The sequence below is a fragment of the Nocardioides montaniterrae genome (genome assembly GCF_054782655.1).
In genome coordinates, this window is record NZ_BAAGSB010000004.1 from 151,167 (window position 1) to 176,007 (window position 24,841).

Genomic DNA, 24,841 nt, shown 5'->3' on the forward strand with positions numbered 1-24,841 from the left:
ACGCCCGCGGGCGGGTGCCCGACGACGGCCGGGACCCACCGAACCACCCACCACGCACCCACAGTTGTCCCCAGGGTTATCCACGGATGTGGATGAATTACATGGGTGTGGTTTATCCCCATCGGTGGAGAACCCTGTGGAAAACCACGAACCGCCCCGGGGACTCCCGGGACGGTTCGAGCAAGGCTGTCGATCAGGCCAGCATGCCGATCCGAGCGACCGCGGCACCCGCGAGAGCGAGCAGCACGGCTCCCATGCCGGCGTACTGGACCAAGGTGCGGCGCTCACGCGGTGCGTAGGCGATGATCGCGGCGACGAGCGCGCCGCCGACCAGGCCACCGAGGTGGCCCTGCCAGGACACGTGCGGGATGGTGAAGCTGAGCACCGCGTTGACGGCGAGCAGGACCCACAGCGAGGAGAGGTCGGCGCCGACCTTGTGGCCGATGACGAGCTGAGCGCCCATCAACCCGAAGATCGCACCGGAGGCGCCGATGGTGGGGGTGTCGGTGGATGCCAGCCACAGCACGCAGACCGAGCCGGCGAGACCGGCCAGCAGGTACAGCGCGATGAACCGGACGCGACCAAGGACCAGCTCGAGCTGCGGGCCGAGGATCCACAGGGCGTACATGTTGAACGCGATGTGCCAGACCTCGACGTGGGTGAAGGTGCTGGTCAGCAGCTGCCACGGGGCGCCGTCGGCGACGCCGTGGATCCAGTTGCCGTCGCCACCCTGGACCTGCGTCGTGCAGACCACCTGGCTGTGGACCGTCGGGTAGACGCGGTCGGGGAGATGCGCGGAGGCACAGCTGCCGAGCGGAGAGAGCGCGAGGTGCTGGTAGAGCGCGCTGCCGTAGCGACCGGTCGCCATGATGACGACCCAGATGACGGCGTTGATGCCGATCAGGACCGAGGTGATCGCACCGGGCTTGTCGGGGACCAGCCCGCCGTACGGCGTACGTCCCACCCGGGTCTCCTTGCGGCCCGAGGCCACGCAGCTCGGGCACTGGAAGCCCACCGCCGCGTCGCGCATGCAGTCGGGGCAGATCGCCCGCTCGCAGCGCTGGCAGCGGATGTGGGTCTCGCGACCGGGATGCCGGTAGCAGGTCGGCACCCCGGCCGGAGACTCAGAATTCACGGAACCAGCCCGCCGATGCTCAGACGATCTCGACCGACTCGATGACGACCGGCTCGACCGGCTTGTCGTTGGCCCCGGTGCGGACGGCGGCGATGGCGTCGACGACGTCGCGACCGGCCTGGTCGGCGACCTCACCGAAGATCGTGTGCTTGCCGGTCAGCCACTGGGTCGGGGCGACGGTGATGAAGAACTGCGAGCCGTTGGTGCCACGGCCGCCCTGGGTGCCGGCGTTGGCCATGGCGAACAGGTAGGGCTTGTCGAAGGCGAGGTCGTTCTGGACCTCGTCGTTGAAGTTGTAGCCCGGGCCACCGATGCCCATGCCCTGCGGGCAGCCGCCCTGGATCATGAAGCCGGGGATGATCCGGTGGAAGGTCAGGCCGTCGTAGAACGGGCCGTCGCCGACCGAACCCTCGCGCGGGGAGGGGAAGAACGGGCCCTCGGGGGTGACGGTCACCGGGTTGCCGGTCGCCAGCCCGACGAAGCTGGCCACGGTGTTCGGGGCGTGGTCGGGGAACAGGTTGACGGTGATGTCGCCCTTGTTGGTCTTGAAGATCGCCTGCTGCGCAGCCATCGGGAGTCGTCCTCACGTCTCGGGTAGGTGCCCGGATGTCGGGCCGATCCGATCCTACGGTGGCCCCGTGACGAGGCACATGATGGGATGAAGGCGTACGACGACTTGTCGCTCGGCCCGTCTCGGAGGTCGAGCGACACCTGAGGAAGGACGTCCGATGCTGAAGAAGTTGCTGTTCCTCGTGCTGCTCGGTGTAGCCGGCGCAGCCGTGGCCAAGAAGCTGCAGGGTGGCGGCGCCACCGCGGCCACAGGTGGGTGGCAGTCGTCGTACGACGAGCCGGCCGCTCCCGCGCCGACGGAGGCCGAGCCGGTGGTCGAGCCCGACGCCACGACCGAGCCTGCCGAGACCCCCGCCGCCCCTGCCGAGCCGGCTGCCGCGCCCTCCGACGAGTCGGCGGCCGACGTGACCGGCGAGGCCGCCCCGTTCTCCGACGACACCGCCGAGACTCCGGTCGTCACCGGCGAGGTGCCGCCGCCGCCGGTCGACATCCCGCCGGCCAAGACCGAGGTCGACCCGCTGACCGACCCGCTGCCGGGCGACCAGGACTGACCGCTGTCTCTCGGCCCCACGCACTGCGTGGGACCGGGGGAGATCGGTCAGGCGGCGACCGGAGCCGCGAACAGCTCGGGGTGCTCGGCCTTGAAGCGCAGGTTGACCCGGTGCTCGACGTAGAACATCAGGAGCGGCACCAGGCCACCGAGGATCATCAGGACGAAGGTGAGCGGCGAATAGCCCGCCCGCCGCACGAACACCAGGACCACCGCGATGTAGGCGATGTAGAAGTAGCCGTGGAGCATCCACAGGAACCAGATGGGGTCTCCCGCGGTCTGGAAGGCAGCGATGCTGAACGACTTCATCATGGCGCACGTCCACACGAAGTCGACCAGCAGGAAGATGCCGACGACGATCGCCAAGATCCGGTACGCGGCGAAGAGCTTGATCACGAGCCAGAGGCTACGGGGTCATCGGTTACCCCGTCGGCGGAGGCGTCCCCCACAGGTCGTTCCGTCGTGGCGTCGCGCACATGGCGCCACCACATGAACACCACGAAGGCCGCGAAGAACCACCACTCGAACGCGTAGAGGATGTTGCGCAGCGAGGTGCCGGCGCCGACCGCCGGCAGCTGGCTGAGGGTGGCCGGCGCGAGGCCGGCGTCGGGGTGCTTGGCGACCACGAACCCGCCGTACAGGTCCTGCTTGACGCGCTGGGCGAAGGCGGAGACCTGGAGCGACGGGAGGATCGCGTCGCTCGGGTTGTCGTCGGCCGCACCCTGGCCCTCGGGCGGCTGCAACCAGCCCGTCACGTCGGCCGTCGGGGACGGCGGCTTGGGTACGCCGGACGGGCCGGTGCTCTCCGGCACCCACCCCCGCACCACCGGGATGGCGGGCGCGTCAGGGCCTCCGACCGTGAGCGGGGTGACCACCCAGCGGCCGCGGTGACCCGCGTCGTCACGTCGGTCCTCGACGAGGACGGTCGCACCGGTCAGCCAGCTACCGCGCAGCTCGACCGGCTGACCCACGCCGTCCCCGGGGAACGCCTCGTCGTGACCCATCACCTCGTCGAGCGGGACGGGCGGAGCACCGGTCAGGTCGTGCTGCTCGGCGATGCGGTGGTCGTGCCACACGTCGTACTGCCAGTAGCCGAGGGCGGCCGGTGCCGCGAACGCCACGACGGCCAGCAGGTGGGCGCCCCACAGCGTCGGACTCCACCACTTGACCACGCCACCAGACTAGAGGCGTGCCGATCCACCACCTCAACTGCGCCACCATGCGCCCGCGCCTCGCGCCGCCCCTCGTCGCCCACGTGCTCCTCGTCGAGCGTCCCGAAGGGCTGCTGCTGGTCGACACCGGCATCGGTACGGCGGACGTGGCCGATCCCCGACGCCTGGGCAGGCCGTTCGTCCTGGCCACCGGCGCCGCGCTCGACCCGAGCGAGCCCGCGGTCGTGCAGCTGGCGGCCCGCGGCTACTCCGCCGCCGACGTCACCGACATCGCGGTGACCCACCTCGACCTCGACCACGCCGGCGGGCTCGGCGACTTCCCGAACGCCCGCGTGCACGTCCACGCCAAGGAGCTCGCCGCCGCCAAGCACCCGACCCTCCGCGAGAAGGCCCGCTACATCCAGGCCCAGTGGGCCCACCACCCGCTCTGGGTCGAGCACCGCGAGGGCGACCCGGACGGCCAGGGCTGGTTCGGCTTCGCCTCCGCGACGGTCCTCGGCGAGGACGTGGTGATGATCCCGCTGCCCGGCCACACCCGCGGCCACAGCGGCATCGCCGTACGCCGCGAGGACGGCACCTGGCTCCTGCACGCCGGCGACGCCTACTTCGGCGGGCACCAGATGGACCCCTCCCCCAGCTGCCCGAAGGCGTTGACGGCGTTCCAGGTCGTCATGGCCGTCGACAACCAGCAGCGCCGCGCCAACCTCGAGCGCCTGCACGAGCTCGCGCAGGGCCACCCCGAGGTCACCGTCTTCTGCGCCCACGACAAGGCCTCGTTCGACCGCTTGGCTCACGTGTAACTACGTGTTGTGACCACTACCCGGGTGGTCCTTCACCCTGGTAGTGCACTGGACACGTAGTTACATCTCACCCGGCGGCGCAGACCGCGAACGGCAGATGCCCGCCCACGACGAGCCGTACGCCGGCCGCGGGCTTCATCAGCTGGAACCCCAGCCGGCCCGTCGACGGGTCGGCGACACCCCGCGCGAAGACCGTCCCGAAGTCCGGCTTGGTCGCCGGCATGACCCCCGCGAGCCGGAGCCGCTCGAACAGGTCGTCGCGGTCGGCTCCGAGCTGGGCGGTCGCGAGCTCGCCGCCGAAGGTGATCGCGTAGCCGTCGAGCGGCTCGAGCGAGTCGACGACGTTCTGCGGGCCTGGCGCCAGCTGCTCGGCCTTCCCGGCGCCGAAGACGCCGTCGAGGTCCAGGCACCCGCGCTGGACGTACGTCGCCTCCGCGGGCCGGCCCACCAGCGCGACGAGGTGGGCGTCGTGACCCCAGGACTCCGAGCCGTCCGGCGGCGCGGCCGAGGTCACCAGGTGCTCGGCGGCATCGACGACCGCCCCCTTGAGCGGTCCGACACCGGCGCGGACCGCGCGCTCGACGCCGCCCATGGCCAGGCCCTCGCGGAAGGCCAGCACCCAGCCGTCGGTCCCGCCGCCGGCGTACGACGCCTCCCAGTCGACGTCGTCGGCGCCGAACCCGAAGCGGGCACGCAGGCGGTCGTCGACCGGCTTGAGCAGGCCCGACGACAGCGAAGCCGTCTGCGGCAGCTCCCGCCAGAAGCGCGCCCGGTCGGCCTTCGGTGCGGTGCCGTCGAGGTCGCCGAAGCCGAGCGTGAGCCGCACCTGGGTGAAGTCGGTGACCTTCAGGGTGGTGGCCGCACCCGGTACGAGCGGCAGCACGGCCTTGGAGGGGTCCAGGGTACCGTCGTACGTCTCGACGGTCGGGGCGGTGCCACCCACCTGCTGGTAGACCGGCGCGGGATCGGAGCCGCAGGCCGTCAGCACCGACAGCGCCACCAGCACCGCCCCGAAGCCTACGAGTCTCACGCGGCTGATCTTGCCATGCGGGTGGTCCGAAGCGACGACGATGGCCCGGCGGTTGCCGGGCCATCGCATCGAGTGGTGGAGCCTAGGGGACTCGAACCCCTAACCCCCTGCTTGCAAAGCAGGTGCGCTACCAATTGCGCCAAGGCCCCGCAGGGTGGATCAGATCGTGTCGGTGGCCTGCGCCCAGAGCGCCTTCTCGGCGTTGCTCTCCTGGAGCTTCTGGCGGGCGACGACCGCACCGGCGGTGGCCAGTGCGGCGAGCAGCAGCTTCTTGATCATGCGACCGATCCTTCCATGGACGAGCTCGGGAACGTGAAGAGCCCCGGCCGCAGTGACTGCGTCCAGGGCTCGTCTCGTGCGCCTAGGAGGACTTGAACCTCCGACCCCCACATTATCAGTGTGGTGCTCTAACCGTCTGAGCTATAGGCGCAGGTGGTGCAGGCTCTGGGGTGGAAGCCCCCGCGGCCTGAACCGAGGCTGAACGTTACCGGAGCGGTGTCAGCCCCCACAAAACGGCGTACGCCGAACGCTCAGGCGGCGTCCTCGGACAGCGTCACCTCGACGCCGCCCCACAGCGCTGCGGCCATGTTGTAGAGGAACGCGAAGAGCGTCGACGCCGCGGTGATCAGGATGACGTCGACCGCGGAGACCAGGACGGTGAAGCCCAGGACGCGGCCGGTGCCGATGAAGTCCTGCACGTGGAACGTCGAGGTCGCGCCGCTGCCGGCCGTGTCGACCGTGCTGTTGATGGAGTCCCAGACACCAGCGAAGCCGAGCACCTGCCAGACCATGCCGACCGCGACCACGGTCACGACCGCGAACGCGATCGAGAGCAGGAACGAGGTCTTCATGACCGACCACGGGTCGATCCGGGTGAGCCGAAGGTGAGCCCGGCGCGGGCCCCGGCCCGAACCGACGGGAGGCCGGATCGCGGTGTCTTCCACGCTCTGGGTCATCAGTCGCCATCCTCCACGGTGTCGGTCTCGCCTGCACCCTCCGGCGCCACGGCGTCACTGATTGTGTCACCCGCGGCAACCTCCGGCGATTCGACCGCTCCGTCCTCGGCCTCGTCCTCGTCGACCTTCGACTCGACCGAGCGAGCGACGACCGCGACGGAGTCACCCTTCTTCGGCGTCACGAAGTTGACCCCCTGGGTCGATCGACCGGTCGGGCGGAAGTCGTCGTTGATGGGCGAGCGGACGACCTGTCCGGAGGCGGTGATCGAGAGGATCTCGTCACCGTCGACCACGATGAACGCGCCCACCAGGGACCCGCGGGTCTCGTCGGCGAGCTGCATGGCCTTGATGCCGAGGCCACCGCGCGACTGGACGCGGTAGTCGGCGATCCGGGTCCGCTTGGCCTTGCCGGCGTCGGTGATCGTGAAGACGTACTGCGTGACGCCCTCCGCCTCGGCCTGGGCCTCCTCCATCGCGACGTCGGCCGCGCGGATCACCGACATCGACAGCATCGAGTCGCCCTCGCGGAACTTCATGCCGGTGACACCCGCGGTCGCCCGGCCCATCGGACGGAGCTGGCCGCCGTCGGCCGGGAAGCGGATCGCCTGGCCCTTGCGGGAGACCAGCAGGATGTGGTCGTCCTCGTTGACCAGCTCGGCACCGATCAGCTCGTCGTCGTCGCGCTTGAAGTTGATCGCGATGACGCCGGCCTGACGTGGGCTGTTGTAGTCGCCGAGCTTGGTCTTCTTCACCAGACCGGTCTTGGTGGCCAGGACGAGGTACGGCGCCTGCTCGTAGTCACGGATCGCCAGCACCTGGGCGATCTGCTCGTCGGGCTGGAAGGACAGCAGTCCGGCGACGTGACCGCCCTTGGCGTCGCGACCGGCCTCGGGCAGGTTGTAGACCTTGGTGCGGTAGACGCGGCCGGCCGTGGTGAAGAACAGCAGCCAGTGGTGCGAGGTCGTCGCGATGAAGTGCTCCACGACGTCGTCGCCGCGCAGCGAGGCACCGCGCACGCCCTTGCCGCCCCGCTTCTGGGTGCGGTACTGGTCGGCGCGGGTGCGCTTGGCGTAGCCGCCGCGGGTGATCGAGACGACGTGGTCGTCGTCGGGGATCAGGTCCTCCATGGACAGGTCGCCGTCGGCCGCGATGATCTGCGTACGCCGGTCGTTGCCGTACTTCTCCACGATCTCGGCGAGCTCCTCGGCGACGATCGCCCGCTGGCGGGTGACGTTGGCGAGGATGTCGCGGTAGTCGGCGATCTCCAGCTCGATCTTGGCCAGGTTGTCGATGATCTGCTGGCGCTGCAGGGCTGCGAGCGAGCGCAGCTGCATGTCGAGGATCGCGGTCGCCTGGAGCTCGTCGATGTCGAGCAGGGCGATCAGGCCCTCGCGGGCCTCGTTCGCGTCCGGCGAGCGACGGATGAGCGCGATGACCTCGTCGAGCATGTCGAGCGCCTTGACCAGGCCTCGCAGGATGTGGGCCCGCTTCTCGGCCTCGCGCAGGAGGTACTCGGTCCTGCGGCGGATGACCTCGACCTGGTGCTCGACCCAGTTGCTGATGAACTGGTCGATGCTGAGCGTGCGCGGGACGCCGTCGACCAGCGCCAGCATGTTGGCGCTGAAGTTGGTCTGCAGCTCGGTGTGCTTGAGCAGGTTGTTGAGCACGACGCGGGCGACCGCGTCGCGCTTGAGCACGATCACCAGGCGCTGGCCGGTGCGGTCGGAGGTGTCGTCGCGCACGTCGGCGATGCCCTGGACCTTGCCGGAGTCGGCGAGCTCGGCGATCTTCAGCGCGAGGTTGTCGGGGTTGACCATGTAGGGCAGCTCGGTGATCACCAGGCAGGTGCGGCCCTTGTTGTCCTCGTCGACCTCGATCACCGCACGCTGGGTGACCGATCCACGACCCGTGCGGTAGGCCTGCTCGATGCCCTCGCGCCCGACGATCAGCGCGCCGTTGGGGAAGTCGGGGCCCTTGACGAGCTCGATGAGCGCGTCCTGCAGCTCCTCGCGCGTGGCGTCCGGGTGCTCCAGCGCCCACTTCGCGCCCTCGGCGACCTCGCGCAGGTTGTGCGGCGGGATGCTGGTGGCCATGCCGACCGCGATGCCGGCCGACCCGTTGACGAGCAGGTTCGGGAACCGCGCCGGCAGGACCGTGGGCTCCTCGGAGCGACCGTCGTAGTTCGGCTGGAAGTCGACGGTCTCCTTCTCGATGTCGCGCACCATCTCCATGGCCAGCGGCGCCATCCGGCACTCGGTGTAACGCATGGCGGCCGCGGAGTCGTTGCCCGGCGAGCCGAAGTTGCCCTGACCCTGCACGAGGGGTGCGCGCATCACCCAGGGCTGCGCCAGGCGCACGAGGGTGTCGTAGATCGCCGTGTCGCCGTGGGGGTGGTACTGACCCATGACGTCACCGACGACGCGCGAGCACTTGGAGAAGCCGCGATCGGGGCGGTAGCCGCCGTCGTACATCGCGTAGAGGACGCGGCGGTGCACCGGCTTGAGGCCGTCGCGCACGTCGGGCAGCGCGCGGCCGACGATGACCGCCATCGCGTAGTCGATGTAGGCGCGCTGCATCGAGGTCTGCAGCTCGATGGGCTCGATCCGTCCGCCGCCACCCGCTCCGGCGAGGTTGCTCGGGGTCTCAGTCACGATTGCTCTCTCTGGCTCGTTCTATCGAAATCTAAGATCAGTACTAGATACTTAGATATCGAGGAATCGGACGTCCTTGGCGTTGCGCTGGATGAAGGAGCGGCGCTCCTCGACGTCCTCGCCCATCAGGATCGAGAAGATCTCGTCGGCCTGGGCGGCGTCGTCCAGCGTGACCTGCAGCATCAGCCGCTGGTCGGGGTCCATCGTGGTCTCCCACAGCTCCTTGGCGTTCATCTCGCCCAGACCCTTGTAGCGCTGGACCGGGTTCTCCTTGGGCAGCTTCTTGCCGCCCTCGAGGCCGGCCCTCATCAGCGCGTCGCGCTCGGAGTCGGAGTAGACGAACTCGTGCTCGTGCGGCTTGTTCCAGCGCAGGCGGTAGAGCGGCGGCTGCGCCATGTAGACGTAGCCGTGCTCGATCAGCGGCCGCATGAAGCGGAACAGCAGGGTGAGCAGGAGCGTGTTGATGTGGTGGCCGTCGACGTCGGCGTCGGCCATCAGCACGACCTTGTGGTAGCGCAGCTTCTCGAGGTTGAACTCCTCGTGCACGCCGGTGCCGAGGGCGGAGATGATCGACTGGACCTCGGCGTTGCCGAGCGCCTTGTCGATGCGCGCCTTCTCGACGTTCAGGATCTTTCCGCGGATCGGGAGGATCGCCTGGATCCGCGGGTCACGACCCTGGCGGGCCGAGCCACCGGCGGAGTCACCCTCGACGATGAAGACCTCGCACTCCTCCGGGTTGGTCGACTGGCAGTCCGAGAGCTTGCCCGGAAGTCCACCGCCACCCAGGAGGCCCTTGCGGTTGCGGGCGAGGTCGCGGGCCTTGCGGGCCGCGATCCGCGCCGTCGCGGCGGCCTGCGCCTTGCGGATGATCTCCTTGCCCTCGTTCGGGTTCTTCTCCAGCCAGTCGCCGAGCTGCTCGTGCACGACGCCCTGGACGAAGCCCTTGGCCTCGGTGTTGCCGAGCTTGGCCTTGGTCTGTCCCTCGAACTGCGGGTTGGAGATCTTGAGGCTGATGATCGCGGTCAGACCCTCACGGATGTCGTCACCCGTGAGTCGGTCCTCCTTCTTCTTGATCAGGCCCCAGTCCTCGCCGGCCTTGTTCATCAGCGAGGTGAGCGCCGCACGGAAGCCCTCCTCGTGCGTGCCGCCCTCGGGGGTGTTGATCGTGTTGGCGAAGGTGTGGACGCTCTCGTTGTACGACGAGACCTGCCACTGCATCGCGATCTCGAGGCTCATCGGGTTCGGGACGGTATCGCTGGTCTCGGCCTCGAAGGCGACGATGGAGCTGACCGTCTGCTTGCGCCGGTTGATGAAGTCGACGTAGTCGGCCAGGCCGTTGGCGTACTGGAAGACCGACTCGACCGCGACCTGGCCGTCCTCGCTCTGCGCGGCGTGCAGGTCGCCGGCCTTGTCGGTGTCGTGCTCGATGGTGCTGTCCTCGATCGCCTCGGCGAGCTCGCCGGCGTCGGGACGCTCGTCGCGCAGCACGATGCGCAGGCCCTTGTTGAGGAACGCCATCTCGCGGAAGCGGGCGGTGATCGTCTCGAGGGAGTACGTCGTGGTCTCGAAGATCTCCGCCGACGCCATCCAGGTGACCTTGGTGCCGGTCTCCTCGCCGTCCTCGAGCGCGCGCACCTGGCGCAGCGGGTAGCGCGGGACGCCGAGGTCGAACTCCTGCTCCCAGAGGTGCCCACGGTTCTTGATCTCGAGCTTGAGCGTGGTCGACAGCGCGTTGACCACCGAGGAGCCGACGCCGTGCAGACCACCGGAGACCTTGTAGCCACCGCCGCCGAACTTGCCGCCGGCGTGCAGGACGGTCAGCGCGAGCGTCGCCGCCGGGATGTCCTGGCTGGGTGCGGTGTCGGTGGGGATGCCACGGCCGTTGTCGCTGACGCTGACCGAGCCGTCGGCGTTGAGCACGACGTTGATCTCGTCGCAGTGACCCGCGAGCGACTCGTCGACCGCGTTGTCCACGATCTCCCAGATCAGGTGGTGCAGGCCGCGCTCACCGGTCGACCCGATGTACATGCCCGGGCGCTTGCGCACCGCCTCGAGCCCCTCGAGCACCTGGATCGCGGAGGCGTCGTACGACCCCTCGACCACGGTCGACTTCTGCTCCTCGGACACCTGGACCCCTTGCTGCTGGTGGCATGACGAAGGCCGCAGCATGCGCCCTGGGTCTCCCCGGGCGGCGCAGGCCCGGCCTCGACCTCCATATTAGCCCCTGAGTGGGCGAGAACACGGTGCGCAGTCCACAGCGGGGGGTGTCGCTGTGGACAAAGGCCCCTTCAGCGGCTCAGAACCGCCCACAGCAGGCCCGATCAGGGGGGTCGATGAGGGCGGGTATCGGCCTCGAGCCTCCTGGGGCCGCATTTCGAGGCGTACGGCGCCGGCTTACCCGTAGGTGTCGCGCGGCCCGCGCCCCTTGACGCTCTTGAGGCCGTGCTTCCAGCTCGGCGCGTTGGGTCCGAGCACCTCCACGACGGTCACCGTTCCCTCGCCGAGCTCCTCGTTGAGGCGACGTACGACGGTGCTCGCGAGCATCTTCAGCTGGGTCGCCCAGGCCGTCGAGTGGGCGCGTACGACGAGCACGCCGTCGACCAACCGCTCGGGCGTGGAGTGCTCGCCGATCTCGGACCCGACCAGCTCGGCCCAGCGCGCGAAGACGCCGCGGATCTGCAGGTCCAGGCCCCAGCCGCGGTCGCCGATGATGCGATCCATCTCGGCCGACAGCATCTGCGGGTCGCGGCCGTCGGGGTGCGCGCCGCTCAGCTGGGCCTCGCCCGTCCGCAGCCGGCGGGGGCGGTCCTTGCGCTCGCCGTACTCCCCCGTGCGCTTGCGCCGCGGCCGCTCCGACGGCGCGGCTGCGCCCATCGCGCCGCGCAGCAGCGAGCGCGCGAGGTCCAGGCCGTCGCTGCGGTGCGGCTCCTGCTCCTCGGGCTCCTCGACGTCACTCACGGGTGACCTCCCCGTCGGCGACGCGGTAGGTGACACCGCTGAGCTCGGGAGGTACGTCGGCCCCGACCGCGGCTGTGACCAGCACCTGCTCGGCGCCCGCGACGAGGCTGGCGAGCTGGGCGCGCCGGTCGGAGTCGAGCTCGGCGAAGACGTCGTCGAGGACCAGGATCGGGTCGTCCCCGTCGGCACGCAGCAGGTCGTACGCCGCCAGCCGCAGCGCCAGCGCGAACGACCAGGACTCCCCATGGCTGGCGTAGCCCTTCACCGGCAGCCGGGCGTCGTCGCCCGGCCCCAGGCTGAGCTCGAGCTCGTCGCGGTGCGGCCCCACCAGCGTCAGCCCGCGGTCGATCTCCTCACGTTGGCGCTCGGCCAGCTCCTCGACGTACGCCGCTTGGATCGTGGGTCGAGCAGGTTGCGCAGCAACGGTCTCGAGACCGGGGACGCTGGACCGGTAGGAGATCCGCGCGTCGTCGCGCGAGGCGCCGCGAGCGACCGCCTCGTAGGCCTTGCCGAGGTACGGCGCCAGCTCGTGGGTCAGGCCCAGTCGAGCCTCGAGCAGCTCCGAGCCGACGGCCACGAGCTGGTCGTCCCAGACGGCGAGGGTGGCCAGCGCGGCGTCACGCGAGGCCCCGCGAGCCGCGTAGAGCGTCTTGAGCAGGCTGTTGCGCTGCTTGAGGACACGGTCGTAGTCGGCCTTCGTGCCCGCGAGACGCGGTGAGCGCAGCACCAGCAGGTCGTCAAGGAAGCGGCGCCGATCGGACGGGTCACCCTTGACCAGGGCCAGGTCGTCGGGGCTGAACACGACCGTGCGGACGATGCCGATGATGTCGCGCGCCCGGGTCAGCTGGTTGCGGTTGATCCGCGCCCGGTTGGCCCGGCCCGGGTTGAGCTCGACCTCGAGGATCGCGGTCCGGCCGTCCTTCACCACCGAGGCCCGTACGACGGACTGGGCAGCGCCGGCCCGGATCAACGGTGCGTCGCTGGCGACGCGGTGCGAGCCCAGGCGGGAGAGGTAGTCGATCGCCTCGACCAGGTTGGTCTTGCCCTGGCCGTTGCGACCGACGAACGCGGTGACCCCGGGGTCGAGCGAGAGCTCCAGGTCGGCGTACGACCGGAAGTTGTGGAGGGTCAGGTGCGCGACGTGCACCCGACCATCCTCCCAGACCGCACCGCCGGCACGGCCCCGCTCATCGGCGGGGCTGTTGCGGCTGACCGCCGGGAGGCTCGGGAACGCTCATCCCCCGATCATGCTTCCTTCTGGACCGCGTGCCCGCCGAAACCGTTGCGCATGGCCGCGATCGCTTTCATCGCCACGTCGTCCTCCTGGCGCGAGGTGAACCGCGCGAAGAGCGACGCGGAGATCGCCGGCATGGGGACGGCGTTCTCGATGGCCGCCTCGACGGTCCACCGGCCCTCGCCGGAGTCCTCGGCGTAGCCCTTGATCTTGCTCAGGTGCTCGTCGGCACGCAGCTGGTCGACCAGCAGGTCCAGCAGCCAGGAGCGGACCACGGTGCCGGTGCGCCAGGAGGCGAAGATCTCGGGCACGTTGTCGACGATGTCGACCTTGTCGAGCAGCTCCCAGCCCTCGGCGTACGCCTGCATCATGGCGTACTCGATGCCGTTGTGAACCATCTTGGAGAAGTGACCGGCACCCGGCGTCTCGCCGCAGTGGACCAGGCCGTCCTCGGTGTCGGAGGGCTTGAGCGCCTGCAGGAACGGCATGACCTTCTCGGCGTCGGAGGTCTTGCCGCCGTACATCAGGGCGTAGCCGTTCTTGAGCCCCCACACACCGCCGGAGACGCCGCAGTCGACGAAGCCGATGCCCTTCTCGGCCAGCGAGGCAGCGTTCTCGGCGTCGTCGGTGTACTTGGAGTTGCCGCCGTCGACGACCAGGTCACCCTCGCTGAGCAGCTCCTTGAGCTCGGCGATGGTCGACCGGGTCGGGTCGCCGGCCGGCACCATCACCCAGACCAGCTTGGGCGAGGGCAGTGCCTCGACCAGCTCCTGGAGGCTCGCCACGTCGGAGAGCTCCGGGTTGCGGTCGTACCCCACGACCTCCAGGCCGGCGTCGCGCATGCGGGTGCGCATGTTGCCGCCCATCTTGCCGAGACCGATCAGACCGAGAGTGGGCACAGCGACTCCTTGAGCGTCGAGAAGGTGGTGGCGTTGCTTCCTTCAGGAAAGCAGACGACGCGGCATGAGCAGGTAGCGGAAGCTGCCACCGTCGTCGGACTCCTGCTCGGTGCCGCTGATGACGACCGGCTTGGAGGACTGGGTGAAGGCCAGCTCGACGACGCCCTGGTCGATGGCGGTGAGGCCGTCGAGCAGGTACTGCGGGCTGAAGCCCGTGGTGAGGTCGTCGCCCTCGATGTCGGCCGGCACCGACTCGGAGGCCTGCGCCTGGTCGCCGCTGCCGGCATCCAGGGTCAGCACGCCGTCCTGGAAGGCCAGCTGTACGGCGGCGTTGCGCTCGGCCACGAGCGCGACGCGCTTGACCGACTCGATGAGCGCGGCCTTGTCGATCTTGGCGACCGTGAGCTTCTCGCTCGGGAACAGGCCGCGGACCTTCGGGAACTCGCCGTCGAGCAGGCGGGTGGTGGTGCTGCGGGTGCCGCCGGGACCGGTGCCCTCGAAGCCGATCAGGCCGTCTCCCGAGCCACCGCCGGAGAGCGCGATGGTGATCTCGGGTCCGGCGGTCAGCGACTTGGCGGTGTCCGCCAGGACCTTGGCCGGAACCAGTGCGGCCAAGGACGCGTCCGGCGTACCGGGGTTCCACTGGAGCTCGCGGTGCGAGAGGCGGAACCGGTCGGTGGCCAGCAGCGAGATCGAGTCACCCTCGATCTCGACGCGTACGCCGGTGAGGACCGGAAGCATCTCGTCGCGACCGGCAGCGGTCACGGCCTGCGCGACCGCGTGGGCGAAGGCGTCGCTGGCGACGGTGCCGCTCGACGTCGGCATCTCCGGGATCGACGGGTAGTCCTCGACCGGCAGGGTCTGCAACGAGAAGCGCGAGGAACCACAGGTCAGCGCGACGCGAGCGCCGTCCAGGACCAGCTCGACCGGCTTGTTCGGCAGGCTGCGGCAGATGTCGGCGAGCAGGCGGCCGCTCACCAGTGCCTTGCCCTCGTCGGCGACCTCTGCGGACAACGTCGCCCGGGCGGAGGTCTCGTAGTCGAAGGTCGACAGCACCAGGCCGTCGTCGCTCGCCTCGATCAGCAGGCTGGCGAGCACCGGGATGCTCGGCTTCACCGGCAGGGTGCGTGCGGCCCATGCGACAGCGTCCGCGAGGACATCGCGGTCGACTCGGAACTTCACTGGTGGTCTACCTCCGCAGGAGCCGGTACGACGAGACGGCCGTGTGGGCTGGTGAATGACAAAGCTGTAGGGGAATGCATCCTGCCACGCCGCGCTGAATCGTGGGGTTCATGCACAGGCAGGAGCGCAGGAGAAGTTCCACGGAAATCTGGATGCATAGGTAGGTAGGTAGTGTTCATAGGTCCTGTGCACTCTGTGGAGAACTGTTGTTCGTGCTGGTCAGAGCGGTCTTTGCAGGTGTAGTTCGATGTGGACTGCCGCGGGTCGCACCAGGCCTGCATGTGGAGGAACGGCTCCCTGGGGACGGAGCGCCCCGTGCCTCCACGGAATCCTCCCCGTGTAGTTCGGACCGTTTTCGGTGCGTTGTCCACAGGCAGGAGCCTTCGGGTGATCAAGCCTGGCGGGCCTGCATCTTGATCCGGTTGGTCAGCTCGCTGACCTGGTTGAAGACCGCGCGCCGCTCGCCGAGGAGCTGGTTGATCTTGCGCTCGGCGTACATGACCGTGGTGTGGTCGCGGCCGCCGAAGTGCTTGCCGATGCGCGGCAGCGAGTCGTTGGTCAGCTCGCGGCACAGGTGCATCGCGATCTGACGTGCCATCACCAGGTGGCGGCCACGGCTCGGCCCGGTGATCTCCTCGATGGAGAGCCCGAAGTAGTTCGCGGTCTGGGCGATGATCAGGCCGGCGGTGATCTCCGGCTCCCCACCCTCGGGGATCAGGTCCTTGAGCACGATCTCGGCCAGGGTCATGTCGACCTCCTGGCGATTGAGGTTCGCGAACGCGGTGACCCGGATCAGCGCGCCCTCGAGCTCGCGGATGTTGGTCTGGATCTTGCTCGCGATGAACTCGAGCACGTCGGAGGGAGCCGTCAGCCGGTCCATCGCGGCCTTCTTGCGCAGGATCGCGATGCGGGTCTCCAGGTCCGGCGGCTGGACGTCGGTGATCAGGCCCCACTCGAACCGGTTGCGCAGCCGGTCCTCGAGCGCCTCGAGGCGCTTGGGGCTGCGGTCGGAGGTGAGCACGATCTGCTTGTTGGCGTTGTGCAGCGCGTTGAAGGTGTGGAAGAACTCCTCCTGCGTCTGCTCCTTGCCCTCCAAGAACTGGATGTCGTCGATCAGCAGCACGTCGACGTCGCGGTACTTGCGCTTGAACCGGTCGGACCGGTCGTCGCGGATCGAGTTGATGAACTCGTTGGTGAACTCCTCGGAGCTGACGTAGCGCACCTTGGAGCCGGCGTAGATGGTGCGGACGTAGTGGCCGATCGCGTGCAGCAGGTGGGTCTTGCCCAGACCGGACTCGCCGTAGACCAGCAGCGGGTTGTAGCTGCGGCCCGGCGCCTCCGAGACCGCGACGGCCGCTGCGTGCGGGAAGCGGTTGGACGAGCCGATGACGAAGGTCTCGAAGGTGTACTTCGGGTTGAGCCGGGTCTCGCCCTGCTGCGGGGTCGAGGCCTGGAGGGAGGTGTCGTCGCCGATCATCGACGTCGACTTGTCGCCATGTTGCTTTGTCGACATGTCGTCGTATCGACCGTCGGGGATCCGACCGTCCGGGATCGACGTCGCGGCGGCCGGAGCCGGCTCGGGAGCGGCGTACGACGATCCGTCGTCGGTGTCGAGCGGGTGCTGGAGCGTGGCGTCCACGGTGACCGCCAGCTGGATGTCGTGGCCGAAGCGGTCGCTCAGCGCGCCCTCGAGCTCGCCTCGGAGCCGGCCCTCGAGCCGCTTGCGCGTGAAGTCGTCAGGAACCGCGACGATCGCGGTGGTGCCGTGCAGCGTCACCGCCTTGCTCGACCGCAACCACGCGCTCTGGTGGACCTGGAGGTCGCCGATGACCGCACGCCACTCGGTCTCGAGTCGGTCCTCGGCCGCTGCGACCTCGTTGGTCGGGTCGTCCTGGCTGCCGTCGTCGTACGTCCCGGTCACTTGATCCCTCTCACCCTCCACAACATTGTCCACAGGCTGTGGACTGTGCCTCGCCCCCGTCGGATCGGCACCGCCGAGACCGGGCCGTGCCCCGGGCCGATTGTTGCATTTCCGCAGGTCAGAACCGGATTTTTCGCCTGGTTCGGGACCAGCACGGGACTGCGCGCGATCGGCGGGGATCGGACCGGAGGGGAAACCCGGATTGATCGAACCTACCTACCGGCACGGGGCCGGATCAACCCGCTATCCACAGGTTTTGTCGACAATTCGGAACGGGTCCGTCAGTTTGACCCTGTCTTCGCTCCGCGCGTACCGTTGGCCGGTCGTTCGGTGTCGACCGTTCGCCGCATGTCCACGAGCAAACCATCCGGATTGTTCGTGGCTGCGCGGTGGCGGCCGACAGGTCGCGTCACACAGACGTGCCGCCCGGATGGCCCTTCCCAGAATCACCTTCGAGAGGTCAGACGTGAGCAAGCGGACGTACCAGCCGAACAACCGCCGTCGTCACAAGACGCACGGTTTCCGCCTTCGGATGCGGACCCGTGCGGGTCGCGCCATCCTGGCGAACCGTCGCCGGAAGGGCCGCAAGGACCTCGCGGTCTGAGGCACCTTCGCCTCTGATGCGCAGCCTGCGGCCGCGCCAGGGCTGAGCGTGCTTCCCGCCATCCACCGGATGCGGGACGCCGAGTCGTTCCGGGCCACCACCCGAAGCGGCCGCCGTGCCGGCTCAACCACCCTGGTCACTCACGTGCTCGTCGACCCAGTCGGCGGGCACGTCGGCGTACCCGCAACCCGGGTCGGCTTCGTGGTGAGCAAGGCCGTGGGCGGATCGGTCGTACGTTCGAAGGTCAAGCGCCGACTTCGGCACTTGGTCGCCGACCGGCTCTCGACACTGCCGCCGACCAGCTCCGTGGTGGTGCGCGCCAACACGGCAGCCGCCCGGGCGTCGTACGCCGAGCTCGGAGCCGACCTCGACCGCTGTCTGGCCCGGATCCTTCCGTGAAGCACGTCCTCATCGCGGTCCTTCGCGCCTACAAGTTCGCGATCAGCCCGATGCTCGGACAGACCTGCAGGTTCTACCCGTCGTGCTCGTCGTACGCCGTCGAGGCGATCACCGTGCACGGCTCGCTCACAGGCAGCTGGTTGGCGATCAAGCGCATCGCCCGCTGCCACCCCTGGACCCCGGGCGGGGTCGATCACGTCCCGCCCCGTCATCAAACAACTAGGAGCCTTTAGTGGGTTTCATCGGCGACATCGGCCACTTCATCATGGTGCCGCTGTACTACATCGTCTCGGCCGTCCTGGTCGGTTGGCACTGGCTGCTCAGCCTGGTGCTCGACCCGTCCGGCGGCCTCTCGTGGGCACTGGCCATCATCGGCCTGACCATCACGATCCGTGCAGCGCTCATCCCTCTCTTCGTCAAGCAGATCAAATCCAGCCGCAACATGCAGCTGCTGCAGCCGAAGATGAAGGAGCTGCAGAAGAAGTACGGTCACGACCGTCAGCGTCTCGCTGAGGAGTCGATGAAGCTCTACAAGGAGACGGGCACCAACCCGTTCGCCTCCTGCCTGCCGCTGCTGCTGCAGATGCCGGTGTTCTTCGCGCTCTTCCGCCTGGTCGACCACGCGGCCAAGTCCGGTACCGGCAACGGCTTCCTGACCGACCACCTGGCGAACCAGTTCAAGGGCTCGGAGGTCTTCGGCAAGATTCCCGTGACCGAGTCGTTCTGGGGCGCGCGGACCTGGGGTCCGACCCCGGACAGCTCGGTCATGATCGTGGCGCTGGTCCTCTTCGTCTGCATGATCGCGACCACCTTCACCACCCAGCGCCAGCTGATGACCAAGAACATGCCGGCCGACGCCCTGTCCGGCCCGTACGCCCAGCAGCAGAAGATGCTGCTCTACGTCCTCCCCTTCGTGTTCGCGATCACCGGTGTCGCCTTCCCGATCGGTGTCGTCCTGTACTGGACCACCTCGAACCTGTGGACGATGGGCCAGCAGTTCTACGTGATCCGCAACAACCCGGTTCCCGGCACGCCGGCCTTCAAGGCCAAGCAGGAGCGCGACAAGGCCAAGGCCGCCAAGCACCCGGAGAAGTACGCCGGCGACGCGGCGATCGCCGAGGGCGGCGAGGTCGCCGAGCCGGGCACCGACGTGCGCCCCGCCGTACGCCAGCAGCCGAAGCGCCAGACCCGCTCGCAGCGGAAGACCTCAGGTGGCGGTAGCCACCCCAACCAGAACCAGAACCAGGACAAGGGAGACTCCGAATGAGCACCGAGATCGAGACCCCGGCCGACGAGGCCACCGAGGCTCCTGCCGGGTCCCGCGTCGAGGCCCTCGAGCGTGAGGGTGACATCGCCGCGGACTACCTCGAGGAGCTCCTCGACATCGCCGACCTCGACGGAGACCTCGACATGGACGTCGAGATCGACCGGGCGTCGGTCTCCATCGTCGGTGCCGACCTGTCCCAGCTCGTCGGCCACGACGGCAAGGTGCTCGAGGCTCTCCAGGAGCTGACCCGCCTCGCGGTCTACCGCGAGACCGGCGAGCGTTCCCGCCTGATGCTGGACATCTCCGGGTTCCGTGCCGACAAGCGATCGCGTCTGACCAAGCTGGGTGCGGAGACGGCGGCTGCCGTCATCGAGTCCGGCGAGCCGGCCCGGCTCGACCCGATGTCGCCCTTCGAGCGCAAGATCGTGCACGACGCCGTCGCGGCCGCCGGTCTGCGCTCGGAGTCCGAGGGTGTCGAGCCCCGTCGCTACGTCGTCGTCCTCCCGGCTGACTGACGTACGACGTTTCACGTGAAACAAGACAACGACGCGGCGGTGGGTGTGCCTGACCGGCACCCCGCCGCCGCGCGGCATTTCCCCGCTGAGCGGCTGCCGCTGATCGATCGTTATGCCGAGCTCCTCTGCACCGAGGGCGTCGTGCGCGGCTTGATCGGTCCACGCGAGGCCCCGCGGATCTGGGACCGGCACATCCTCAACTCCGTGCTGATGTCCCCCGAGCTTCCGGCCGACTGCACGTTGGCCGACATCGGCACCGGCGCCGGGCTGCCGGGCCTGGTGCTGGCCATCGCCCGCCCCGACGTCTCGGTGACGCTGGTCGAGCCGCTGCTGCGGCGTACGACGTTCCTCGAAGAGGTTGCCGCCGAGCTCGAGCTGGTGAACGTGCGGGTCGTCCGTGGACGGGCCGACGCGCTGCACGGCAAGGAGCGCTTCGACGTGGTCACCGCCCGCGCGGTCTCGGCCCTCGACAACCTGCTGGAGTGGTGCCTGCCCCTCACCGAACCCGCCGGCGCCCTGTCTCTGCTCAAGGGTGAGAGCGCGACCGCGGAGATCGAGTCCGCGACCGCTCTGCTGGAGCGCTGGGGCTGTGCCGAACCGATCGTCAACGTGTACGCCGACGAGGACGACTCGGTCGTCCCCGCTCGCGTCGTGAGGGTTACCGCGGCCGATCCGGCGCGGGTATCGTGGCCGCCCGTCGGCAGGCGCAAGTCGGCCCGGGACGGTCGTCGTCGGGCAACGGGTCAGCGCACCCATCAGCGTGGCAAGTCGAGGAGGAAGTCGTGACCGAAGCCCCGGGATCCCCGGAGTTTTCCACCGATGTCGAGGACCGTGCTGAGCGTGAGCATCCACAGGTTGACCCAAGTTTTCCACAGGAGAGCGTCGTGACCCCGTCCAGCACCGCCGGTGATGTTTCACGTGAAACAGAGGCGGTCTCGGGCATGCCGAAGGTGCGCACCGCCGCCGAGATCGCCGCTGCCGCGGCTGCCTTCGAGGACGACCTCACTCCCCTGGCCCGCGCTGCTCAGCAGTCGGTGATGGTGCGTCAGGGCATTCCGTCCGAGCAGCTTCCCCGCCCGGTCACCACCCGTTTGTTCGTGGTGGCGAACCAGAAGGGCGGCGTCGGCAAGACGACCTCCACGGTCAACCTGGCGGCCGCGCTGACGAACCTCGGCCAGCGTGTCCTGGTGATCGACCTCGACCCGCAGGGCAATGCCTCGACGGCGCTCAACGTCGAGCACCACCGCGGCGTCGCGTCGACGTACGACGCCCTCGTCGACGGCACGCCGCTCGTCGAGATCGCGCAGCCATGCCCGGACATCGCCGGCATGTACGTCGTCCCCGCGACCATCGACCTGGCCGGCGCGGAGATCGAGCTCGTCAGCGTGGTCGCCCGTGAGAACCGCCTGAAGAAGGCGATCCTCGGCCACCCGCGGGTCGGCGACGCCGCCACGGCGGGGGAGGACCGGTTCGACTACGTCCTTATCGACTGCCCGCCGTCGCTGGGCCTGCTCACGCTCAACGCGCTCTGCGCGGCCGCGGAGATGCTCATCCCGATCCAGGCGGAGTACTACGCCCTGGAGGGCCTGGGCCAGCTGCTCAACACGGTCGAGATGGTCAAGCAGCACCTCAACCCCGAGCTGGTCGTGTCGACCATCCTGATGACGATGTACGACGCCCGCACCCGCCTCGCCGCCGGTGTCGCCGAGGAGGTGCGCGAGCACTTCGGGGACCAGGTCCTCAAGACCAACATCCCGCGTTCCGTGCGCGTCTCGGAGGCGCCGTCGTACGGTCAGACGGTCATCACCTATGACCCGGCATCCCCCGGTGCACTGTCCTATCTGGAGGCTGCGCGAGAGATCGTGGGCCGCGCGAAGGTGGAGAACTGATGAGCAACAACGCGCAGCGACGTGGTCTGGGCCGTGGTCTGGGCTCGCTCATCCCGAGCGGTCCGCCCGCGGACGCCGAGACGCCCGCTGTCAAGCTTGACGACCGGGATGCGGACATTGCCGCCAGAGCGCCTTCCAGCGCATCGGTGGACCTGGGGTCCACCGGCGCCGCGATCGGCGCTCAGAGCGCAGATTCGGGTCTGACGGCCGTCGATGGGGCCTACTTCGCCGAGCTGCCCGTCGGGGACATCCAGCCCAACGCGGTGAACCCTCGGAGCGTCTTCGACGAGGAGGCGATGGCCGAGCTGGTCCACTCGATCAAGGAAGTCGGGCTCCTGCAGCCCGTCGTCGTCCGCAAGACGGGCGAGAAGTCCTACGAGCTGGTCATGGGCGAGCGCCGTTGGCGCGCCACCCAGCAGGCCGGCCTCGCCACGATCCCGGCGATCGTCCGCGAGACCGACGACACCGACATGCTGCGCGACGCGCTGCTGGAGAACCTGCACCGCAGCAACCTCAACCCGCTCGAAGAGGCGGCGGCGTACAACCAGCTGCTCGAGGACTTCGCCTGCACCCACGACGAGCTCGCTCAGCGCATCGGCCGCTCGCGCCCGCAGATCAGCAACACGCTGCGACTGCTCAAGCTGACGCCGGCCGTGCAGCGTCGCGTGGCTGCCGGCGTGCTGTCGGCCGGCCACGCCCGGGCCCTGCTCGGTGTCGCCGACTCCGACGCCCAGGACAAGCTCGCCCAGCGGGTCGTTGCCGAAGGCATCAGCGTGCGCGCGCTCGAGGAGATCATCGCTGTCGGCCAGGGCGACGCGAAGCCGCAGCGCGCTCGCACGGCCAAGCCGAAGGCTCCCGGTCTGGCCGACCTCTCCGAGCGCCTGGCCGATCGGCTCGAGACGCGTGTGAAGATCGATCTCGGCAAGGCCAAGGGCCGGGTCACCATCGAGTTCGCGAACACCGGCGACCTCCAGCGCATCGTCGACCTGATCGATCCCCGCAACCGGCACGACCGCGTGATCTGAACGGCCGGCTCCGGCCGACCGAGCAACGCAGAAGGGCGCCGCACCCGCGGCGCCCTTCGGCATTTCCCAGCGCTGACCTGGGACGATGCGAATGTCGACAAAGCGACAGATCGTCAAAGCGATGGTTCATGGGTGGTGGCAGGATCGGGCCCATGATCCGTTTCCCGTCAGCCCTGCGACCGGGCGACACGATCGGGGTGACCTCCCCGGCGTCGGGCGTCACCGGTCCCGCCGCCGAGCGCGTCGCGTTCTGCGTCCAGTGGCTGCGCCAGCGGGGGTACGACGTGGTGGTCGGCGAGTGCATGGACGGCGCGGGCATCACGTCGGCACCGGCGGCCCGGCGGGCGGCCGAGCTGACCGCGATGCTCTGCGACCCGTCGATCCGCTGCGTGGTGCCGCCGTGGGGCGGGGAGACGGCGATCGACGTGGTGGACCTGCTCGACTGGGACCGCCTCGCCGAGGCCGAGCCGACCTGGCTGGTGGGCTACTCCGACATCTCCACCCTGCTGGTCCCGCTCACCACCCGGCTGGGGTGGGCCACGATGCACGGGGACAACCTCGCGGACACGCCCTACCGGCCTCCGACCGGGCTGCTGGCGTGGCTCGATGTCGTCAGTGACCCAGGACCGCACGTCCAGAGCGACTCAGGAGTCGTCGCCGACTGGTGGCGCTTCGAGGACGATCCGCGGGCGACCGAGTGGCGTGAGGTCGGTCGAGGTGGGTGGCGCCTTCACGGAGCCGAGGACGTCCACGTGACCGGTCGGCTGATCGGCGGCTGCATCGAGACGCTGGCGAACCTGGCGGGCACGGCGTACGGCGACGTGGCGGCCTTCGGCGAGAAGCACGCTGCGGAGGGGCTGATCGTCTACCTCGAGGCCGCCGAGGACGAGGCGGCGACGATCTGTCGCCACCTCCACGGCCTCCGGCTGGCCGGCTGGTTCGAGGACGCGGCCGCGATCGTGATCGGTCGGACGAGGGCTGCCGACAACCCGCGGATGTCCCAGGTGGAGGCGGTCCTCGACGCCCTGAGTCGGCTCGGTCTGCCGATCGTGCTCGATGTGGAGATCGGGCACGTGCCCCCGCACCTGCCGCTCGTCAACGGAGCTCTCGCGACGCTGACGATCCAAGGCACGACCCACCGGCTCACGCAGGAGCTGCGCTGACCCGGCGTCTCTTTGTCGACAAAGCGACGTATCGCCTTGTCGAGGTGGCTACTTCTTGCTCTCCGCTGCCTTCGCCGCAGCCTTCTCGGCCTTGCGGGCGGCCCGGGCGGCCTTCTCCTCGACGTCGAGACGCTCGGCCTCCTCGAGGGAGGGGGCGGAGCCGCCGTACGTCGCGGGGAGCCACCAGGCGCCCGCGGGCTTCTCGTCCTCGGGGTACTCCGTGATGCAGCGGTCGAGCAGCTCGGTCATCCGCCGGTGCAGCTCGGCCGTCTCGGCCACCGGGTCCTCGCCGGTGGGGTACATCGGCTCCCCGGTCTTGATCAGCACGGTCTTGCCGCGGGACAGGTCGCGCGGGTGGCCCTTGGTCTGGATCCGGTGGGCGCCGAAGTGCACCGTCGGCAGCAGGGGTACGCCGGCCATGGCCGCGATGCGCACCGCGCCGGTCTTGAGCTCCTTGATCTGGAAGGAGCGGGAGATGGTGGCCTCGGGGTAGATGCCGACGATCTCGCCGCGACGGCAGGCGTCCGCGGCGGCCTCGAGGGAGGCGGCACCCGACGAGCGGTCGACGCTGATGTGGTGGAAGCTGCGCATCAGCGGTCCGCCGACCGGGTGGTCGAACACCTCGCGCTTGGCCATGAAGCGGGTGTAGCGCTTCTGCTTCTCACCGGGGTAGCCGGCCATCACGAAGTCGAGGTAGGAGTTGTGGTTGCACGCGAGGACGGCGCCACCGGTGCGGGGGATGTTCTCAGCACCCTCCACCTGGACGTCGAAGTTCGAGATGCGGAACCAGGTCTTCGCGGCGGCGATGGTGATCGGGTACGTCAGGTCGGCCATGGGGCAGAGCCTGACAGGCTGCGGCGAGGAACGCGACGGCGGGCGCCGTAGTTTCAGCGGTCGGGATTGTTCGGGACGAACAAATAC

General features: G+C 69.2%; 26 protein-coding genes and 2 tRNA genes. 11 read left to right on the forward strand and 17 right to left on the reverse strand.

Annotation, left to right across the window (positions count from 1 at the left end):
• Positions 1-193 precede the first annotated feature (193 nt).
• Positions 194-1,135 carry a rhomboid family intramembrane serine protease gene (locus ACYVJ3_RS08655; protein ID WP_460852466.1) on the reverse strand — a complete coding sequence of 314 codons (942 nt, stop codon included), beginning with the start codon at positions 1,133-1,135 and terminating at the stop codon, positions 194-196.
• Between the two features lie 19 nt (positions 1,136-1,154).
• Positions 1,155-1,706, reverse strand: a complete 552-nt coding sequence (locus ACYVJ3_RS08660) for a peptidylprolyl isomerase (protein ID WP_460852468.1) — start codon at positions 1,704-1,706, stop codon at positions 1,155-1,157.
• Between the two features lie 157 nt (positions 1,707-1,863).
• On the opposite strand from ACYVJ3_RS08660, the gene ACYVJ3_RS08665 reads away from it, so the two are divergent.
• A complete protein-coding gene (locus ACYVJ3_RS08665; protein WP_460852469.1) occupies positions 1,864-2,256 on the forward strand; it encodes a hypothetical protein in 393 nt (130 codons plus the stop codon).
• 47 nt (positions 2,257-2,303) lie between these two features.
• Here ACYVJ3_RS08665 and ACYVJ3_RS08670 read toward each other — a convergent pair whose 3' ends face one another.
• Together ACYVJ3_RS08670 and ACYVJ3_RS08675 are read right to left on the reverse strand one after the other, a co-directional pair.
• Positions 2,304-2,651, reverse strand: coding sequence for a DUF3817 domain-containing protein (locus tag ACYVJ3_RS08670; protein ID WP_460852470.1), 348 nt, complete (start codon positions 2,649-2,651; stop codon positions 2,304-2,306).
• Positions 2,648-3,427, reverse strand: coding sequence for an SURF1 family protein (locus ACYVJ3_RS08675; RefSeq protein WP_460852471.1), 780 nt, complete (start codon positions 3,425-3,427; stop codon positions 2,648-2,650). The genes ACYVJ3_RS08670 and ACYVJ3_RS08675 overlap by 4 nt, the downstream gene beginning before the upstream one ends.
• A 17-nt stretch (positions 3,428-3,444) precedes the next feature.
• On the opposite strand from ACYVJ3_RS08675, the gene ACYVJ3_RS08680 reads away from it, so the two are divergent.
• Complete coding sequence (locus tag ACYVJ3_RS08680; RefSeq protein ID WP_460852473.1) at positions 3,445-4,227, forward strand: MBL fold metallo-hydrolase; 783 nt, start codon at positions 3,445-3,447, stop codon at positions 4,225-4,227.
• A 67-nt stretch (positions 4,228-4,294) separates the two neighbouring features.
• Here ACYVJ3_RS08680 and ACYVJ3_RS08685 read toward each other — a convergent pair whose 3' ends face one another.
• The 12 genes from ACYVJ3_RS08685 to dnaA form a co-directional block, all read right to left on the reverse strand.
• Positions 4,295-5,257 carry a hypothetical protein gene (locus tag ACYVJ3_RS08685; protein WP_460852474.1) on the reverse strand — a complete coding sequence of 321 codons (963 nt, stop codon included), beginning with the start codon at positions 5,255-5,257 and terminating at the stop codon, positions 4,295-4,297.
• A gap of 73 nt (positions 5,258-5,330) precedes the next feature.
• Positions 5,331-5,406: transfer RNA gene (locus tag ACYVJ3_RS08690), tRNA-Ala, on the reverse strand.
• 10 nt (positions 5,407-5,416) lie between these two features.
• A complete protein-coding gene (locus ACYVJ3_RS08695; RefSeq protein WP_460852475.1) occupies positions 5,417-5,536 on the reverse strand; it encodes a DLW-39 family protein in 120 nt (39 codons plus the stop codon).
• A gap of 77 nt (positions 5,537-5,613) precedes the next feature.
• Positions 5,614-5,687 (reverse strand) — tRNA-Ile (locus ACYVJ3_RS08700).
• Positions 5,688-5,787: 100 nt separating this feature from the next.
• Positions 5,788-6,213, reverse strand: coding sequence for a DUF3566 domain-containing protein (locus tag ACYVJ3_RS08705; protein ID WP_460852476.1), 426 nt, complete (start codon positions 6,211-6,213; stop codon positions 5,788-5,790).
• A complete protein-coding gene (gyrA, locus tag ACYVJ3_RS08710; protein ID WP_460852478.1) occupies positions 6,213-8,864 on the reverse strand; it encodes a DNA gyrase subunit A in 2,652 nt (883 codons plus the stop codon). Before gyrA ends, ACYVJ3_RS08705 begins: the two co-directional genes overlap by 1 nt.
• 51 nt (positions 8,865-8,915) lie before the next feature.
• Positions 8,916-11,033 carry a DNA topoisomerase (ATP-hydrolyzing) subunit B gene (gene gyrB, locus ACYVJ3_RS08715; protein WP_460852479.1) on the reverse strand — a complete coding sequence of 706 codons (2,118 nt, stop codon included), beginning with the start codon at positions 11,031-11,033 and terminating at the stop codon, positions 8,916-8,918.
• A gap of 225 nt (positions 11,034-11,258) precedes the next feature.
• Positions 11,259-11,822 carry a DciA family protein gene (locus ACYVJ3_RS08720; protein ID WP_460852481.1) on the reverse strand — a complete coding sequence of 188 codons (564 nt, stop codon included), beginning with the start codon at positions 11,820-11,822 and terminating at the stop codon, positions 11,259-11,261.
• Complete coding sequence (gene recF, locus ACYVJ3_RS08725) at positions 11,815-12,969, reverse strand: DNA replication/repair protein RecF (RefSeq protein WP_460852482.1); 1,155 nt, start codon at positions 12,967-12,969, stop codon at positions 11,815-11,817. The genes ACYVJ3_RS08720 and recF overlap by 8 nt, the downstream gene beginning before the upstream one ends.
• A gap of 98 nt (positions 12,970-13,067) precedes the next feature.
• The gene (gene gnd / locus ACYVJ3_RS08730) at positions 13,068-13,955 is read right to left on the reverse strand and encodes a phosphogluconate dehydrogenase (NAD(+)-dependent, decarboxylating) (protein WP_460852483.1); all 888 of its coding nucleotides are present in this window, start codon (positions 13,953-13,955) and stop codon (positions 13,068-13,070) included.
• 42 nt (positions 13,956-13,997) lie between these two features.
• Positions 13,998-15,137: a DNA polymerase III subunit beta gene (gene dnaN / locus ACYVJ3_RS08735; RefSeq protein ID WP_460852484.1), complete on the reverse strand. Its 1,140-nt coding sequence runs from the start codon at positions 15,135-15,137 to the stop codon at positions 13,998-14,000.
• 391 nt (positions 15,138-15,528) lie between these two features.
• Complete coding sequence (gene dnaA, locus ACYVJ3_RS08740) at positions 15,529-17,058, reverse strand: chromosomal replication initiator protein DnaA (protein ID WP_460852485.1); 1,530 nt, start codon at positions 17,056-17,058, stop codon at positions 15,529-15,531.
• A 466-nt stretch (positions 17,059-17,524) separates the two neighbouring features.
• Between dnaA and rpmH the strand changes: the two genes are divergently transcribed.
• The 9 genes from rpmH (at position 17,525) to ACYVJ3_RS08785 (ending at position 23,920) form a co-directional block, all read left to right on the forward strand.
• Positions 17,525-17,662 (forward strand): 50S ribosomal protein L34, encoded by a 138-nt coding sequence (gene rpmH, locus ACYVJ3_RS08745; protein ID WP_460852487.1) that lies wholly within the window; start codon positions 17,525-17,527, stop codon positions 17,660-17,662.
• 48 nt (positions 17,663-17,710) lie between these two features.
• Entirely contained in the window at positions 17,711-18,061 is a 351-nt protein-coding gene (rnpA, locus tag ACYVJ3_RS08750) for a ribonuclease P protein component (RefSeq protein WP_460852489.1), read from the forward strand.
• Positions 18,058-18,294: a membrane protein insertion efficiency factor YidD gene (yidD, locus tag ACYVJ3_RS08755; protein ID WP_460852490.1), complete on the forward strand. Its 237-nt coding sequence runs from the start codon at positions 18,058-18,060 to the stop codon at positions 18,292-18,294. The genes rnpA and yidD overlap by 4 nt, the downstream gene beginning before the upstream one ends.
• 32 nt (positions 18,295-18,326) lie before the next feature.
• Positions 18,327-19,328 (forward strand): membrane protein insertase YidC, encoded by a 1,002-nt coding sequence (gene yidC / locus ACYVJ3_RS08760; RefSeq protein WP_460852726.1) that lies wholly within the window; start codon positions 18,327-18,329, stop codon positions 19,326-19,328.
• On the forward strand, positions 19,325-19,843 hold the full coding sequence (locus ACYVJ3_RS08765; protein ID WP_460852493.1) for a Jag family protein: 519 nt from the start codon (positions 19,325-19,327) through the stop codon (positions 19,841-19,843). Before yidC ends, ACYVJ3_RS08765 begins: the two co-directional genes overlap by 4 nt.
• A 15-nt stretch (positions 19,844-19,858) precedes the next feature.
• Complete coding sequence (gene rsmG / locus ACYVJ3_RS08770; protein ID WP_460852495.1) at positions 19,859-20,629, forward strand: 16S rRNA (guanine(527)-N(7))-methyltransferase RsmG; 771 nt, start codon at positions 19,859-19,861, stop codon at positions 20,627-20,629.
• A 155-nt stretch (positions 20,630-20,784) separates the two neighbouring features.
• The gene (locus ACYVJ3_RS08775; protein WP_460852498.1) at positions 20,785-21,732 is read left to right on the forward strand and encodes a ParA family protein; all 948 of its coding nucleotides are present in this window, start codon (positions 20,785-20,787) and stop codon (positions 21,730-21,732) included.
• Complete coding sequence (locus tag ACYVJ3_RS08780; RefSeq protein WP_460852500.1) at positions 21,732-22,757, forward strand: ParB/RepB/Spo0J family partition protein; 1,026 nt, start codon at positions 21,732-21,734, stop codon at positions 22,755-22,757. Before ACYVJ3_RS08775 ends, ACYVJ3_RS08780 begins: the two co-directional genes overlap by 1 nt.
• 152 nt (positions 22,758-22,909) lie before the next feature.
• Positions 22,910-23,920 carry a S66 family peptidase gene (locus tag ACYVJ3_RS08785; protein ID WP_460852501.1) on the forward strand — a complete coding sequence of 337 codons (1,011 nt, stop codon included), beginning with the start codon at positions 22,910-22,912 and terminating at the stop codon, positions 23,918-23,920.
• A 48-nt stretch (positions 23,921-23,968) separates the two neighbouring features.
• Here the strand turns inward: ACYVJ3_RS08785 and ACYVJ3_RS08790 are convergent, their stop codons facing one another.
• A complete protein-coding gene (locus ACYVJ3_RS08790) occupies positions 23,969-24,754 on the reverse strand; it encodes a lysophospholipid acyltransferase family protein (RefSeq protein ID WP_460852503.1) in 786 nt (261 codons plus the stop codon).
• Between the last annotated feature and the right edge of the window lie 87 nt (positions 24,755-24,841).

Excerpts from the sequence above, each read along its gene's own strand:
- ACYVJ3_RS08660 (WP_460852468.1), bottom strand. The coding sequence starts at position 1,706 with ATGGCTGCGCAGCAGGCGATCTTCAAGACCAACAAGGGCGACATCACC.
- ACYVJ3_RS08665 (WP_460852469.1), top strand. The coding sequence starts at position 1,864 with ATGCTGAAGAAGTTGCTGTTCCTCGTGCTGCTCGGTGTAGCCGGCGCA.
- ACYVJ3_RS08695 (WP_460852475.1), bottom strand. The coding sequence starts at position 5,536 with ATGATCAAGAAGCTGCTGCTCGCCGCACTGGCCACCGCCGGTGCGGTC.
- ACYVJ3_RS08705 (WP_460852476.1), bottom strand. The coding sequence starts at position 6,213 with ATGACCCAGAGCGTGGAAGACACCGCGATCCGGCCTCCCGTCGGTTCG.
- gyrB (WP_460852479.1), bottom strand. The coding sequence starts at position 11,033 with ATGCTGCGGCCTTCGTCATGCCACCAGCAGCAAGGGGTCCAGGTGTCC.
- yidC (WP_460852726.1), top strand. The coding sequence starts at position 18,327 with ATGGTGCCGCTGTACTACATCGTCTCGGCCGTCCTGGTCGGTTGGCAC.
- ACYVJ3_RS08765 (WP_460852493.1), top strand. The coding sequence starts at position 19,325 with ATGAGCACCGAGATCGAGACCCCGGCCGACGAGGCCACCGAGGCTCCT.
- ACYVJ3_RS08775 (WP_460852498.1), top strand. The coding sequence starts at position 20,785 with ATGCCGAAGGTGCGCACCGCCGCCGAGATCGCCGCTGCCGCGGCTGCC.
- ACYVJ3_RS08780 (WP_460852500.1), top strand. The coding sequence starts at position 21,732 with ATGAGCAACAACGCGCAGCGACGTGGTCTGGGCCGTGGTCTGGGCTCG.
- ACYVJ3_RS08785 (WP_460852501.1), top strand. The coding sequence starts at position 22,910 with ATGATCCGTTTCCCGTCAGCCCTGCGACCGGGCGACACGATCGGGGTG.
- ACYVJ3_RS08790 (WP_460852503.1), bottom strand. The coding sequence starts at position 24,754 with ATGGCCGACCTGACGTACCCGATCACCATCGCCGCCGCGAAGACCTGG.